Raw genomic sequence first — 13,235 nt, 5'->3', positions numbered from 1 at the left:
CGGCGAGCTGGCCGCGCCAGTACTCGCGCTGGGCGGCCGCCTCCGGGCCGCCGAGCCAGTCGTGCTGCCACGCCGCGTGGTCGCGGAAGTCCACCTCGACCGGGCCGAGGTCCGCCGGCCGCCCCGCGCGGTGCGCGGCGTAGAGCTCCGCCCACTCCTCGTGCAGGATGTCGAGCGACCATTCGTCGACTGCGACGTGGTGGATCGTCAGCAGGAGTACGTGCTCCTCCGGCGCGCAGCGCAGCAGGGTGGCGCGCAGCACCGGTCCCCGTTCCAGGTCCATCGGGGTACGCGTCTCGGCGTGCATCCGGGCTTGCCGCTCCTGGTCGCGCTGCCAGGTGGGCAGCCCGCTCAGGTCGTGCACCCGCAGCAGCCCCGGGCGCGGCTCCTGGACCACCTGGACCAGGTGCGGTGCCGCGCCGTCCGGCGTGGCGTCCGCGCCCGACGGCCCCGCCGGACCGTCACCGGGTGTGAGCGTGGTACGCAGGGCGGCGTGCCGGGCCACCAGCCCGTCGAGCGCCGCCGACAACGCCGCCACGTCCAGCGGCCCGTGCAGCCGGTACGCCAGCGGCACCAGGTAGCTGGCCGGCTCGGGGTCGAGGCGGCTGAGGTACCACATCTGGCGTTGCTCGGACGAGGCCGTGACCGGTCCGGCGGTCCGGGCGGCGCGGTCGGCGTCGACCCGACGCGGCGCGACGGGTGCCGTCTGCCGGGACCTCAGGACGTCGGTCATTGCGTCTGTCTCCTATGCGCCGGCATCGGCCGGAGCGCCCCCCGACGCGCCGGCCCGTGCCATCAGTTGCTCGTGGTTCAGCAGCCCTCATCTGTCGATGACGGCTGGTTGACCTGGGTCAGATCGGCCTGGCGGCCGCGGGTGCGGCCCGGGACGTGCTGGCACGCCCGGCCGGCGGGATGACCCCGCTGGTTCGGAAGCTACCCGTGCCGAGCCCCGTGAACAGCCGTTCATGCGACAGATGCAGATCACTCGATGAGCAGGGCTCGTCACATCTTGACACTCATGATCTTTGCCGGGATCCCCGGATCGTGCCGGCCGTCGATGCGTTCGGTCGACGGCGTTGCACGTTCGTCTATTTCTCCGCCGGCTGGTGTCATAACTGTCTGCCCGGACGGAGGCTGCGGGCGACCACCCGCCGTCGCGTCCGGCCCGCCTCATTCAGTCGGGGACATCGGTCGCCAGGTCACCGAGGGTGATCGGCCGGCCGGTACGGGATGCACCGTGTTCAGCACCGCCGCGAAGCGCCGCAGCCGGTGCCGGGCCGGCCGCAGCCGGCCCGGCCGCCCGCTCGACCAGGGCAGGGGGCGGCCGAGGGAGGCGGTCACCGCCAGGCCGGCCCGAGCGCCGATGACGACGACGTCCGCAACGGTCAGGAAGCGATTCGGTGCATCCACGCCTCGACGTCGTCCGCCTGCCGCGGCAGGCCGTCGGAGAGGAGCCGGTACCCGTCGTCGGTGATCAGCACGTTCTCCTCGATCCGCATGCCCAGCCCCCGCAACTCGGCTGGGATCAGCTCGTCGTCGGGCTGGAAGTACAGGCCCGGTTCGACGGTGAGCACGTGGCCGGTCTCCAGCCGCCCGTCGAGGTAGGTGCTGGCCCGGGCGGCGGCGCAGTCGTGCACGTCCAGGCCGAGCATGTGGCCCGAGCCGCACAGGGTCCACCGGCGGTAGAGGCCGGAATCCTCCGCCAGGGCCTCGTCGGGTGAGCAGGGCAGCACCCCGAGGTCCGCCAGCCCGTACGCCAGGACGGTCATCGCGGCCCGGTGGAATGCCCGCCACTCGGCGCCGGGCTTCAGGCACTCCAGCGCGGCGTCGTTGGCCCGCCGGCACAGCTCGTACAGGTCCCGCTGCAGCGGGCTGAACCGCCCGGAGATCGGGAGGACCCGGGTGATGTCCGCGGTGTACAGCGACCGGGTTTCCGCGCCGGCATCGAGCAGCAGCAGGTCACCGTCGCGGACCGGGCCGTCGTTGTCGATCCAGTGCAGGGTCGCCGCGTGCGGGCCGGCGGCCACGATCGAGTTGTAGCCGACGTCGTTGCCCTCCAGCCGGGCCCGCTGCCAGAACACCCCCTCCAGGTACCGCTCGGAGGTGCGCTTCGCCGCCGGCAGCGCCCGTACCACGTCCTCGAACCCGCGGGTGGTGATCGCCACCGCCTGCTCCACCTGGCCGATCTCCCAGGCGTCCTTGACCAGCCGCAGCTCGGCCAGGGCCGCGGCGAACTCGGCGTCGCCCGGCCCGGCCGCGTCGGCGAGCAGCGCGTCGACGCGTGGGTCGACGCCGCGCAGCACCCGGGTCGGGACAGCCCCTCCGGACAGCGCCGACTCCAACTCGGCCAGGTGCCGGGTCGGCACCGCCAGCCGCCGCCGGCTCTCCCCGAGGGTGGCCCGTCGGCCCGCCCACAGGTCGCCGTACACCCGGTCGCGGAAGAACTCGCCGCTGCGCCGGTCGGAGCGGGGCCGTAGGAACAGCGTCGCCTCGCCGTCCGGCTCGACCACCAGTACCCCGTCGGAGGACTGGTCGCCGGTCAGCCAGGTGTAGGCCGAGTGCGGCCGGAAACGGTAGTGCTGGTCGTTGGACCGGGGCTTGAAGCCGCCGGCCGGGATCACCAGCCGCTCGCCGGGGAACCGGGCGTGCAGTCGCGCCCGCCGCGGCCCTGTCCACCCGGCGACGTCGTCGGCCGGCAGGTCGTGCTGCTCACCGTCCGCCCAGCCGGACAGCATGAACTCCGCCAGAGCGGGGCTGACCGGCAGGTCGTGGCTACCGGTGTTCAGGTCGGAGCGGGTCACACGGCTTCCTTCTCAACGCGAACGGGCGGGGGGCGAGCGGTCCAGTAATATGTTACATGGCACCATAGCATGGTCCGCTGCGCCGTCAAGAGGTGCGGATCAGCCGTAGCGGGAACCTCCGGGTTGACCCGGGCACCCCGGGACCCCTACGCGTTGACGCGGCGGCCGGAGGCCGCCGCGTCAACCCCGCCCGATCCGGGCTACGCCGGTACGACGTCGAGCTGGGGGCCGGCCGGCTTCGGCGTACCGGCCAGCGCCAGCAGTGTGTGGCCGGTGGTGTCGTCGACCAGGGCGACCCGCACGGTGTCCGGATCGCGGTCGGCCAGGGGTGTGGCGAACACCGCGGTCACGGCGCGTCCCTGGTAGAGCGCGGCGTGCCCGACGAAGCGCCAGTCGCCGTCGTCCCAGTGTTCCCGTACGTCGGAGCGGAGCAGCGGGGCCACCCGCCGGTAGGTGTCGCTGAGCTGGACCTGCTGGAGGGTGGCCAGTAGCGGGAGACCGGAGCCGCCGCGCAGCGGGTGGGTCAGTCGGGCGCGTAGCCGGCGCAGCGGCAGCAGCCAGGCGGCGTCCAGTTCGGGGGAGAGCGCCACCACCGCCGCCGCCTCCACGAGCAGCAGGACGCCGCCGGCCAGCGGTCGGGCGGTGAGGGTGCCCGGCCAGTCGCCGGGGATCAGCCAGGCCAGCCCGGCCCCCGTGACCAGCAGCGCGGCCCGGGCCAGGCTGCGGCCGGAAACCGGAGTCTGGCGGGCGCTCAGGCAGCCGCACGAGGAGGTGGGCGCGGCCCGGCGGGCGTACGTCAGGTAGGCGAGAAAGCCGAGCGCGAGGAAGGTCGCGGCGGCGGCCTCCAGGCGCAGGGCGGGTGGCAGCAGGAGCAGCGCACCGAGGGTCAGCTCGACCCCGCCGAGCAGCCGGTACGCGGGCAGCGCCCGGCGCTGCCCGATCAGCCGGGTGAGCGCCGACCGGTGGGCGGCGGCTGCGGCGTGCCGGCTGAACAGCTTGACGCGCGCGGACCAGATCAGCACCGCACCGAGGACCGGTGGTTGCAGCGCCGCGATCGTGTCGATCATGGTTTCTCCCCCTCGGGTTGGCGGTGGGCGACGCCCGGGCGCGGCGGGTTCGCGACGCCCGGGCGTCGCCGCTCAGGCGGCGGCGTAGACGGTGGCGATGCTGATCTCGTTGGTGTCCGGGTGCCAGGCGCCGAGCACCTGGACGTGCCGGCCGACCCGCAGCAGCGACAGGTCGCTGACCGCCGGGGTGCCGTTGTAGACCGCGGCGGATCGTCCCGGTACGACGTGCGCGACGATCCGCCGGCCCTGGTGGTCGAGGTGCAACACGTTGCGGCCGACCGAGGTGATGTGCGCGTGGAGGTTGACGATGTTGACCCAGACGGAGTCCGCGGCGAGCGTGCCGTCGGGCAGGCGGACGCCGCGGGCGTAGAGCCCGTCGCCGATCGCCACCTGGTCGAACGTGGTCGGGTGCAGCTTCCAGATGCTCGTGCCGCTGGTGATCCGGATCGAGTGCAGCACAGTGTCCGAGCCGGTGACCAGCAGCAGGTGGCCGGAGATCTTGCTGATCCGGCCCTCGACGAAGTTGGGGTCCGGTGCGCCGGGTTCCACGGCCGGCGCCTCGGCGGCGAAGGCCGCCTCGGGGGCGAGCGAGCCGAGCCCGGTGGCGCCCACCACGCCGCCGAGGGCGGCGGTGGCGAGGAGCCGTCGACGGTCCAGGGTGTGTGGCATGGCTGTTCTCCTGTTCAGACGATGTCGACCGAGCAGGGCCGCAGCCCGTTGGACAGGCTGGCGATCGCGCTGAACGCCGCCGGCGTCAGGTCGATGATGCGGTTGCTGCCGCAGGCCGAGCCGCAGCAGCTGGTCTCGCCGCAGAACAGATCGGTCTGCGGCCCGCAGTCGGCGATCGTGGTGCCGACCCGGGCACCGGTGCAGAGGTTGGTGGTGTAGTGCCGGAAGCCGCAACCGCGCCGACTCATGCTGACGCCGCAGCTGTCGGGGCGGGTGATGGAGAAACAGGCGTCCGACGTGTTGGGCCAGGCGTGCTGGTAGTTGCCCGACTTGCAGGTGCCACAGGCCCCGCCTCCGGCGGTGCCGCAGGGGCCCCAGGCGGTGCCGCAGCAGAACCACGACATTTCGCCGCGTAGAGCTGCCATGGATACCTCCTCCCGTCGCATCTGATCGACAGCGATAGCTGTCAATATAGATGGCAATTGTTATGTAGGATATTCACCGGCGTCAACGCCTTGGCTGAAGAATTCCTACCTGGATCAGACTCGACGCGAATGCATCCGATCACGGGCGAGATGTATCCAATCCGTGGCTGCCGGTCTACAGTTCCGGGTGGACGCGTAACCGGACGGGCAGCACCCGGTGCGCGCCGGCCGGCCCGGACGCAGGGAGGACGCGCATGACCGAACTCTGGCAACTGGGAGCGCTCGAGATCGCTTCCGCCATCCGGAACCGGGAGACGACCAGCATCGCCGTGCTCGACGCGCTCCGGGCGCGCATCGAGCAGGTCAACGGCCACCTCAACGCCGTCGTCGCCCGGCTCGACGACAGCGCTACTGCCGCCGCGATCGCCGCCGACCGGGCGGTGGCTGACGGGGCGCCACTCGGTCCGCTGCACGGCGTGCCGATCACCGTCAAGGAGAACATCGACGTCGCCGGCTGCCCGACCACCCACGGCGCCGCCGCGTTCGGCCAGGCGCTCGCACCGCGCGAGGCGCCGGTCGTCGAGCGGCTGCGGGCCGCCGGCGCGATCCCGTTCGCGCGGACAAACATGCCCGACTTCGGGGTACGCGCGCACACGGACTCGTCCCTGCACGGTCGTACGCACAACCCCTGGCACGAGGAGGTCACCGCGGGCGGGTCGAGCGGCGGCGAGGCGTCCGCCATCGCGAGCGGCATGTCCCCGCTCGGCGTGGGCAACGATGTCGGCGGCTCGGTCCGGGAACCCGCGAACCGCTGCGGGATCGTGGCCGTCAAGCCGTCGACCGGGGTGGTGCCGCACGCCTCGTCGATCCCGCCGGAGGAGGCGCTCATCACCTACCAGCTCATGCTGGCCCAGGGCCTGCTGGCCCGGCGGGTCGCCGACCTCCGAGCCGGGCTCCTGGCGGTGGCCGGGCCGCACCCGCGCGACCCGCTGGCCCTGCCGGTCACCCTGGCCGACCCCGGTCCGGACGCCCGGCTACGGATCGCGGTCGCCGCCGAACCGGCCGGCTGCCACGTCGACCCGGCCATCGCCGCCGCCGTCCGGGCAGCCGGCGACCGCCTGGCCGCCGCCGGGCACATCGTCGAGGAGGCGGCGCCGACGGGGTACGAGCGGACGGGCGACCTCTGGGCGGCGCTGCTGATGAACGACTTCCGCGTGCTGCTGCCGGCCCTGGAGGGGGTGATCGGTCCGGGCTCGAAGGCCTACCTCGCGTACGCCCAGGAGCTTCTTCCGCCGCTCGACAGCGCGACCGTCACGATGATGCACCTCGAACGCCACGCGGCGGAGCTGCACTGGCACCGGTTCCTCTCGGACTGGGACGTGCTGCTGACCCCGGCCGGCGCCACCCCGCCGCCCCGCCACGACGCGGACATCGCCTCGCTGGACGGGCTGCGTACCGCCCTCGACCTGCTCAGGCCGCTGCTGCCGGCCAACCTGCTGGGCCTGCCGGCGGCGGTCGTCCCCTGCGGGACGGCGTACGGGCTGCCGGTCGGGGCGCAGTTCACCGCCCGCCGGTTCGGTGACCTCACGGCGCTCGCGGCGGCGCAGGCCGTCGAGGACGCCCACGGCCTCGTCACCCCGATCGACCCGGTGCGGTCGGCGGACGGCGACGGCTCACCGGGGCTGGATGAGGCACATTCCGCCGCGCGCGGGTAGGTCCATCGCCGCCAACGCGTCGGGCACCTCGTCGAGGCCGATGGTGCGGGTGATCAGCTCGCCGGGGCGCAGCACCCCGGCGGCGACCAGCCGGAGCAGTTCCGGATAGGCGTGCGCGGCCATGCCGTGGCTGCCGCGCAGCTCCAGCTCGTACGCGATGACCAGCTCCATCGGCAGGGCCGGGCGGCCCTGGGCGGCGGGGAGGAGGCCGACCTGCACGTGCCGTCCGCGCCGGCGCAGGCTCTCGATGGAGGCGACGCAGGTGGCGTGACTGCCCAGCGCGTCGAGGGACAGGTGGGCGCCGCCGCCGGTCGCCTCCCGGACGGCTGCGGCCACCTCGCCCGGCCCGGTGCGGGCACTGCCGTCCAGGCAGACCGACGCCCCGCAGCTCCGCGCGAGCTCCAGCGCGCCGGGGGCCACGTCGACGGCCACCACCCGCGCTCCGCACGCCGCCGCGATCATCACCGCGGAGAGCCCCACCCCGCCGCAGCCGTGCACCGCCACCCACTCGCCCGCGGCCACCCGTCCCTGGCCGACCACGGCTCGGAACGCCGTGGCGAAGCGGCAGCCGAGCGCCGCCGCGGTCGGGTAGTCCAGCTCGTCGGGGAGCCGGACCAGGTTGACGTCGGCGTGCCGGACCGCCACGTACTCGGCGAACGAGCCCCAGTGGGTGAAGCCGGGCTGGGTCTGCTGCTCGCAGACCTGCTGGTCGCCCGCGAGGCAGGCGGGGCACTGCCCGCAGGCGCAGACGAAGGGCGCGGTGACCCGGTCGCCGGGCTGCCAGTGGCGTACGCCGGCACCGACCGCCGTGACGACCCCCGCGAACTCGTGCCCCGGCACGTGTGGCGGGCGGATGTCGGGGTCGTGTCCCTGCCAGCCGTGCCAGTCACTGCGGCACAGCCCTGTCGCCTCGACGCGGATGACCGCACCCCCGGCCGGTGGTACGGGATCCGGGACGTCGCGGACCTGCGGTCGGGCACCGAACTCGTCGAAGATCACGGCACGCATGGGCGGCATCCTCACATGCCCGGGTCAGCGCCGCGCGCGCCCACCCCCGCCCGGCGCGGGCCCTTCGTCGGCGGGTCAGCCCACCACGACGCGGTTGGTGAAGGCCGCCAGGTTGGCCATGGTTCGGTCGATCCGCTCCTGCAGGGTCAGGGTCTCCTGCCGGCGGACCAGCCGCATCTTCGGCTGCCGTTTGCCCCGTACGTAGAGCGAGCAGGCCAGGTCGGCGCAGATGTACTCGCCGACGGTGTTGCCCTTGCGCCCGGCGGGCCCCGCCAGCGGCGCGACGAACAGCGCGACCCCGGACGAGGTGTGATCGGTCAGGCAGATCCGGCACATGCTGGACCGCAACGCGTTCGGCCTGGCCGCCTCCGGCCGTCGCAGCACGACGCCGGTGAGGCCGTCCTCGCCGGGCACGACCAGCAGCGCCCGCAGCGGGGCGCCCGGGTCGGTCCAGCCGAGGAAGTCCAGATCGGCCCAGGGCACACTGCCCTCGGCGAAGCCCGCGGGCATCCGGATCCGGCTCGCCTCGCCCTTGCTGCAGTTGACGAAGGACTCCCGGATGTCCTTCTCCTCGAGTGGTTGCATCCTGCGGAAGCTAATCGGCCCCCTGCCGGCGGTCACCCGCTTTTCGGCCGCGCCGCGCGGGTCTCCGGCCAGATGTGTGAGTGGCGTCACCTGCCGCCGGTCGGGTCAGGCCGGCAGGTGCCAGACCTGGTTGGCCCCGCCGAAGCAGTGACGCGGCCGCGTTAGCGGGCGCCGTAACCGCTGGCGCGCCCGCGGGTTGTCCAGACCTTCCTTGCGATGTGGAGGATGGGACGGCTGTGCATACTTGCCCGAGGTCAAGTGTTGGACGGGCATGCCGTCCGACGGTTTCGGATCAGGCGGTTGCGGTGGTCGAACAGGCGGTCGCGCGTCGACGGGATGCCGGCGGCCAGGCGGACGTGCCGGGCGTGTCGGGCACCAACGCGATGGCCGGCAACCTCACCGACCAGGTGCGGGACATCGCCGAGGTGGCCACGGCGGTGGCCCGGGGCGACCTGTCGCAGAAGATCACCGTTGACGTGCGCGGCGAGATCCTGGAGTTGAAGAACACCATCAACACGATGCGGTCATCCACTCCGCCGGCACCGACCTGCTCCAGCTCATCAACGACATCCTCGACCTGTCCAAGGTCGAGGCCGGCAAGATGCCGGGCGCCTTCCTGGTGGTGAGCCACGACGAGCGCTTCCTGGCGGCGATCGGCGTGAATCGGTGGCTGCGGTTGGCCGACGGGCAGTTGCGCGAGGCCGGGGCCTGATCAGCGGCGTCGCCAGTGGATCGGCAGGCGCTTCACCCCGCGCTGGAAGTTCGAGCGCAGGTACGCGGGTGGGCCCGCGTACGTGATCTCGGTGGTGCGCGCGAGCAGCGCCTCGAACAGCGCGCGGAGCTGGCACCGGGCCAGGTGCGCGCCGAGGCAGAAGTGCGGTCCGTGGCCGAAGACGAGGTGCGGGTTGGGGTGGCGGGTGAGGTCGAGCCGGTCGGGGTCGGCGAAGACGCGCTCGTCACGGTTGGCCGAGGCGAACGAGAGCACCACCTTGTCCCCGGCCCGCACCGGCACGCGGGCGATGGTGGTGTCCATCGTGGCGGTGCGCCGGAACACCATCACCGGCGTCCACCAGCGCAGCAGTTCGTCGACGGCGGTGTCGAACAGGGCCGGGTCGCGGCGTAGCCGGGCCAGCTCCGCCGGGTGCTCCAGCAGCGCGATCATCGCGCCCGGCAGGCCGTTGCGGATCGTCTCGTTGCCGGCCACCGCGAACAGCCAGAACATGTTCTCGAACTCGTCGACCGAGAGCCGGTCGTCGCCCTGCTCGGCCAGCAGGACGGACATGACGTCCGGCCCCGGGTCGCGGCGCTTCGACTTGGCCAGCAGGTGCGCGTACGCGTAGAGGTCGGCCAGCCCGGCCCGGGTCCGTGGGTCCGGCATCCGGCCGTCGGCGTCCGGGACCGGGCGGTGCCGCAGCGCCTCCCGGGCCGCGCCGGTGCCGCCCCACGGATCGAACGCGGCCGACACGGCGTAGTCCGGGTCCTGGAAGCCGATCACCCGGTTCGACCAGTCGTACAGCAGCCAGCGGTCGGGCTCCGGCACCCCGAGCACGTCCGCGAGGGTCAGCAGCGGCAGGTCGGCGGCGAGGTCGCGGGCGAAGTCACAGCTGCCCTCGTCCGCGTCGCCCAGTGCGCGCTCGACCAGCGCCACCGCGTTCGCGCGGATCGACGCCTCCAACGCGGCGACCGCGCGGGGAGTGAACGAGCGGGCGACCGGCCGGCGCAGCCGACCGTGTGCCGGCGGGTCCATGTTGAGCATCATCCGCCGTACGTAGCCGAGATCCTCCGGCCTGGCCGGGTCGCGGATCTGGGTGGCGCCGAGCCAGGACGAGAAGAGCCCCGGCTGCTTGAGCACGTCCGTCACGTCGGCGTGCCGCAGCACCAGCCAGAAGCCCGGCCCACCGGGCAGCCCGAGCAGCGGCGGCTCCTCGACCCACACCACCGGGCCGGCCGCGCGCAGCTCGGCGAGCAGGTCGTACGGGACGCCGTCGACGTACGTGCGGGGGTCGACCAGGGGCGCCGGGTCGACGCTCACTGCCCGAGGAACTCCTCGATGACGGTGACCAGCCGCACCGGGGTCTCGTACATCGCGTAGTGCCCCGCGTTGGCGAGCACCTCCAGCCGGGCGTTGGGGTAGTGCCGCAGCCAGGTCTCGCGCATCGTGTCGGCGCCCAGCGCCGGGTCGTGCTCGCCGACGACGGCGAGCGCCAGCACCGGATTGCCCTTCACCTCGTCGGTGAAGTCGGTACGCGCCCAGGCGCTCAGGTACGCGCCGAACGCCTCCCGGGTGGAGTGTTCGAGGGAGAACCGGACCATCTCGTCCAGCCAGTGGCCGGACAGCCGGTTGCCCGTGGTGAGGTCGATGATGGCGCGCCGGTTGCCCGGGTTGGCCGCCGCGCCGTCGAACAGCGCCCAGCTCTGCAGGTCGAACGGCACCCCACAGGCCGGGACCGGGCTGATCCCGACGAGGCGGCGCACCCGGTCGGGCGCGTCGGCGAGGACCCGCTGGGCGGCGCTGCCGCCCATCGAGTGCCCGACCACCGAGAAGGTGTCCCAGCCGAGGGAGTCGGCGAGTTCCAGCGTGTCGTGGGAGATCTCGGCGATGCTGTGGTCGCCGGCCGCCTCGGTGCGCGCGCCGTATCCGCGGTAGTCCAGGAACGCCCAGGTGAAGCGCTCGGTGTCGATCAGCTCCGGCAGCGCGCCCCAGCCCTGCGCCGACCCGAACCACCCGTGCAGGGCCAGCACCTTGTGCGGCCCGTGACCGACGCTGATGTGGCTGATCGACATGACCGACCCCTTCCGCTGTCGCGCCGCTGCGACCGATGTGAACGCCCGGACAGCCATTGACACTGGCGGTGTGACAGCGACCGTAGTCGGCCCGCGCACCGAACGGAAGAGCGGCGGCGGCGCGCGGCCGTCATGGTCCCGGGCACAGCAGCGATCCGACGAGCGGTAGCTGGAGGGGCTGCAGGCAGAGCACCACCACCGGGGGATCGGCCGAGGATGGCGGACCGCTCGGCGCGGGCGTGGCCTGCGGCGGTGGCGTCGTGGCCGGTGGCGCCACGATGGTCGGTCTGGCGTCGGCGGTTCGCGCGGGTGCCGGGGGCACCGCGACCGGTGCGGCGGATGGATTCCCCGCCCGCACGTCTCGCCGTATCGGGCCGTCCACCTCGGAACCGCCACCGGTGGGCCGGGTCGTGGTCGCCACCGTCGGCGACGGGCTCTCGCCGTCCGTGGGGTTGGCCGGCGTGCTCGGGAACCCGCCGCCGAACACGGCGCGGCCGTCCGGGCTGGCTGCGACTCCGCTCGCTTCCGGTTCCGCCCGGTACGGCGGCACGTCGGCCGGTGCGTTCACCGCCCCGGTGGCCAGCGCGCCGATGGCCACCGCGAGGGCGACGGCGGCCGCGGCGGCCCGGCGCTCCGGGCGCAGCAGGGGCGCGGGGGCCGCTGCGGGCACCACCGGGGACGGGGGCATCGGCCGGGCGTCGCGGTGCGCCGCCAGCAGGGTGTCGATCTGACGGGCGACGGCCGCGCGCTCCCCGGTGGCGGTGGCGAAGGCGAGGGTCAGGTAGAAGCGGAAGTTCACGGCCGCCGTGGGCGGCACCCGCAGGCCCGCCGGGCGACGGCCGTCCGCGGTGTGCAGCAGTGTGATCGGGATGTCGGCGTGGTGCCCCGGCCCCCGCAGGTCGGCGTGTGCCCACTCGCGCCGACCGGCTCGCCCCGCGAAGGCGACCCGCAGGTTGGTCACCACCACCATGCCGGCGTCGACCACCCGCAGGCCGGCCGGTAGCGGGCGGCCGGGCGCGTCAACGGGCGTCGTGGCGAGCGCCAGGGCGGGCGGGGGCAGCCCGCTGAGGTGCCGTGCCTGCGCCTCGACCAGCTCCGCGGTCGGCAGCACGCGGTAGACGACCTCGTCGTCGGCGAACTCCACCGGTAGACCCCTGCGGGGTTCGGTGCAGCCCAGGAAGCCGGCGGCCTCGATCCGCAGCCGGACCAGCTGGTCCTCGCGTCGGCGCCAGGCCTCGGCTGCCGCCTCGTACGCCTGTTGCCGGCGGTCGTTCTCGCGTCGCGCCCACCGGACCTGCTGCTCGCCCTGGCCGGTCCCGGCACCCGGCACGATGGCTGACCGTATCGCCGTCACACCTCGTACAACGGTGACCGCGCATGGTGGACACGACGTCGGTGAATTTGTCGGAAAGGTCGACCCGGGCGGTTGGCAGGTCGGACGTGGGCGAGGGGCCTGCCCGGTCGTGCCCCTTTCGGGAGATATGGGCGTTATGTCGAGTTCTGCTCATTAGGCTCCTCGGTGTCATCCAGCCATGGCGGTGGCTGGGCCGCTGGCGTCGCAGGCACGGAGAAGCGTGAGTCACGATGAAGGACGCGGAAACCATGGTCCTGCCCCGGCTGGGGCCGGTGGAGGTCGGCATCGAGGACCCCTGGGACGAGGACCTCCCGGCCGACCACCGAGGAGAGCGTGCCACTCCCGGTCATCCGGCGACCGGCACCCCGCGCTGGCGGGCCGCCGCGTGGCTGGTGCCGGCGCTGCTGATGGGCTTCCTCGGTGCCCTCCGGGCCGGCACACCCGGCCTGGACGCGGCAGAACTGGCTACCTGGCGGGGCGCCACCTCGTCCTGGCGGGACAACTGGTCGGCGCTGTCCTCCGGCGATGGCCTGGTCACCCCGTACCACCTGCTGATCCGCGCGTGGGCGGAGGTGTTCGGCACGTCCGACCTCGCCCTGCGCGTACCGTCCGTCCTGGCCATGATCGGGGCCGCGGCGCTGGTCGGCGTGGTGGCGGCCCGGGTGTTCGCGCCGAGCACCGGCCTCCTGGCCGGCCTGATCTTCGCGCTGCTGCCGACCACGGCCCGGTACGCCCAGGAAGCCCAGCCGTACGCGCTGACCCTGCTTGCCGCGACGCTCGCCACCCTGATGCTGGTGTCGGCCGTGGACCGGCCGAGCCGGTGGCGT

General features: G+C 73.6%; 13 protein-coding genes and 1 pseudogene. 3 read left to right on the top strand and 11 right to left on the bottom strand.

Annotated elements, in window-relative coordinates:
- The 6 genes from ONA70_RS28120 to ONA70_RS28095 form a co-directional block, all read right to left on the bottom strand.
- Window positions 1-733: condensation domain-containing protein (locus ONA70_RS28120; protein ID WP_265009501.1), on the bottom strand; the 733-nt coding region annotated here is incomplete at its 3' end.
- Window positions 734-1,170: 437 nt separating this feature from the next.
- Entirely contained in the window at window positions 1,171-1,410 is a 240-nt protein-coding gene (locus ONA70_RS28115) for a hypothetical protein (protein WP_265009500.1), read from the bottom strand.
- On the bottom strand, window positions 1,386-2,801 hold the full coding sequence (locus tag ONA70_RS28110) for an aminopeptidase P family protein (protein WP_265009499.1): 1,416 nt from the start codon (window positions 2,799-2,801) through the stop codon (window positions 1,386-1,388). The genes ONA70_RS28115 and ONA70_RS28110 overlap by 25 nt, the downstream gene beginning before the upstream one ends.
- Window positions 2,802-3,001: 200 nt before the next feature.
- Window positions 3,002-3,868, bottom strand: coding sequence for a MauE/DoxX family redox-associated membrane protein (locus ONA70_RS28105; RefSeq protein WP_265009498.1), 867 nt, complete (start codon window positions 3,866-3,868; stop codon window positions 3,002-3,004).
- Window positions 3,869-3,940: 72 nt separating this feature from the next.
- The gene (locus tag ONA70_RS28100; RefSeq protein ID WP_265009497.1) at window positions 3,941-4,537 is read right to left on the bottom strand and encodes a cell wall protein; all 597 of its coding nucleotides are present in this window, start codon (window positions 4,535-4,537) and stop codon (window positions 3,941-3,943) included.
- A gap of 14 nt (window positions 4,538-4,551) precedes the next feature.
- A complete protein-coding gene (locus ONA70_RS28095; protein ID WP_265009496.1) occupies window positions 4,552-4,962 on the bottom strand; it encodes a septal ring lytic transglycosylase RlpA family protein in 411 nt (136 codons plus the stop codon).
- Window positions 4,963-5,216: 254 nt separating this feature from the next.
- On the opposite strand from ONA70_RS28095, the gene ONA70_RS28090 reads away from it, so the two are divergent.
- Window positions 5,217-6,677: an amidase gene (locus tag ONA70_RS28090; RefSeq protein WP_265009495.1), complete on the top strand. Its 1,461-nt coding sequence runs from the start codon at window positions 5,217-5,219 to the stop codon at window positions 6,675-6,677.
- Here the strand turns inward: ONA70_RS28090 and ONA70_RS28085 are convergent.
- Together ONA70_RS28085 and ONA70_RS28080 are read right to left on the bottom strand one after the other, a co-directional pair.
- Entirely contained in the window at window positions 6,636-7,685 is a 1,050-nt protein-coding gene (locus tag ONA70_RS28085; RefSeq protein WP_265009494.1) for a zinc-dependent alcohol dehydrogenase family protein, read from the bottom strand. The genes ONA70_RS28090 and ONA70_RS28085 overlap by 42 nt on opposite strands.
- 75 nt (window positions 7,686-7,760) lie before the next feature.
- Window positions 7,761-8,270 (bottom strand): FBP domain-containing protein, encoded by a 510-nt coding sequence (locus ONA70_RS28080; protein ID WP_265009493.1) that lies wholly within the window; start codon window positions 8,268-8,270, stop codon window positions 7,761-7,763.
- Window positions 8,271-8,608: 338 nt separating this feature from the next.
- Here ONA70_RS28080 and ONA70_RS37030 point away from each other — a divergent pair.
- Window positions 8,609-8,791, top strand: a pseudogene (locus tag ONA70_RS37030) (HAMP domain-containing protein); the annotation flags it as partial.
- A gap of 191 nt (window positions 8,792-8,982) precedes the next feature.
- Here ONA70_RS37030 and ONA70_RS28070 read toward each other — a convergent pair.
- The 3 genes from ONA70_RS28070 to ONA70_RS28060 form a co-directional block, all read right to left on the bottom strand.
- A complete protein-coding gene (locus tag ONA70_RS28070) occupies window positions 8,983-10,302 on the bottom strand; it encodes a cytochrome P450 (RefSeq protein ID WP_265009492.1) in 1,320 nt (439 codons plus the stop codon).
- Window positions 10,299-11,054, bottom strand: a complete 756-nt coding sequence (locus tag ONA70_RS28065; RefSeq protein ID WP_265009491.1) for an alpha/beta hydrolase — start codon at window positions 11,052-11,054, stop codon at window positions 10,299-10,301. Before ONA70_RS28065 ends, ONA70_RS28070 begins: the two co-directional genes overlap by 4 nt.
- 130 nt (window positions 11,055-11,184) lie before the next feature.
- Window positions 11,185-12,384 carry a hypothetical protein gene (locus ONA70_RS28060; protein WP_265009490.1) on the bottom strand — a complete coding sequence of 400 codons (1,200 nt, stop codon included), beginning with the start codon at window positions 12,382-12,384 and terminating at the stop codon, window positions 11,185-11,187.
- A gap of 254 nt (window positions 12,385-12,638) precedes the next feature.
- Between ONA70_RS28060 and ONA70_RS28055 the strand changes: the two genes are divergently transcribed.
- Window positions 12,639-13,235, top strand: a 597-nt coding sequence (locus ONA70_RS28055; protein WP_265009489.1) for a glycosyltransferase family 39 protein, incomplete at its 3' end; no start/stop codon positions are given.

Source organism: Micromonospora yasonensis, from assembly GCF_026013475.1.
Classification (GTDB): domain Bacteria; phylum Actinomycetota; class Actinomycetes; order Mycobacteriales; family Micromonosporaceae; genus Micromonospora; species Micromonospora yasonensis.
This window is presented reverse-complemented; position numbering and strand designations above follow the sequence as displayed.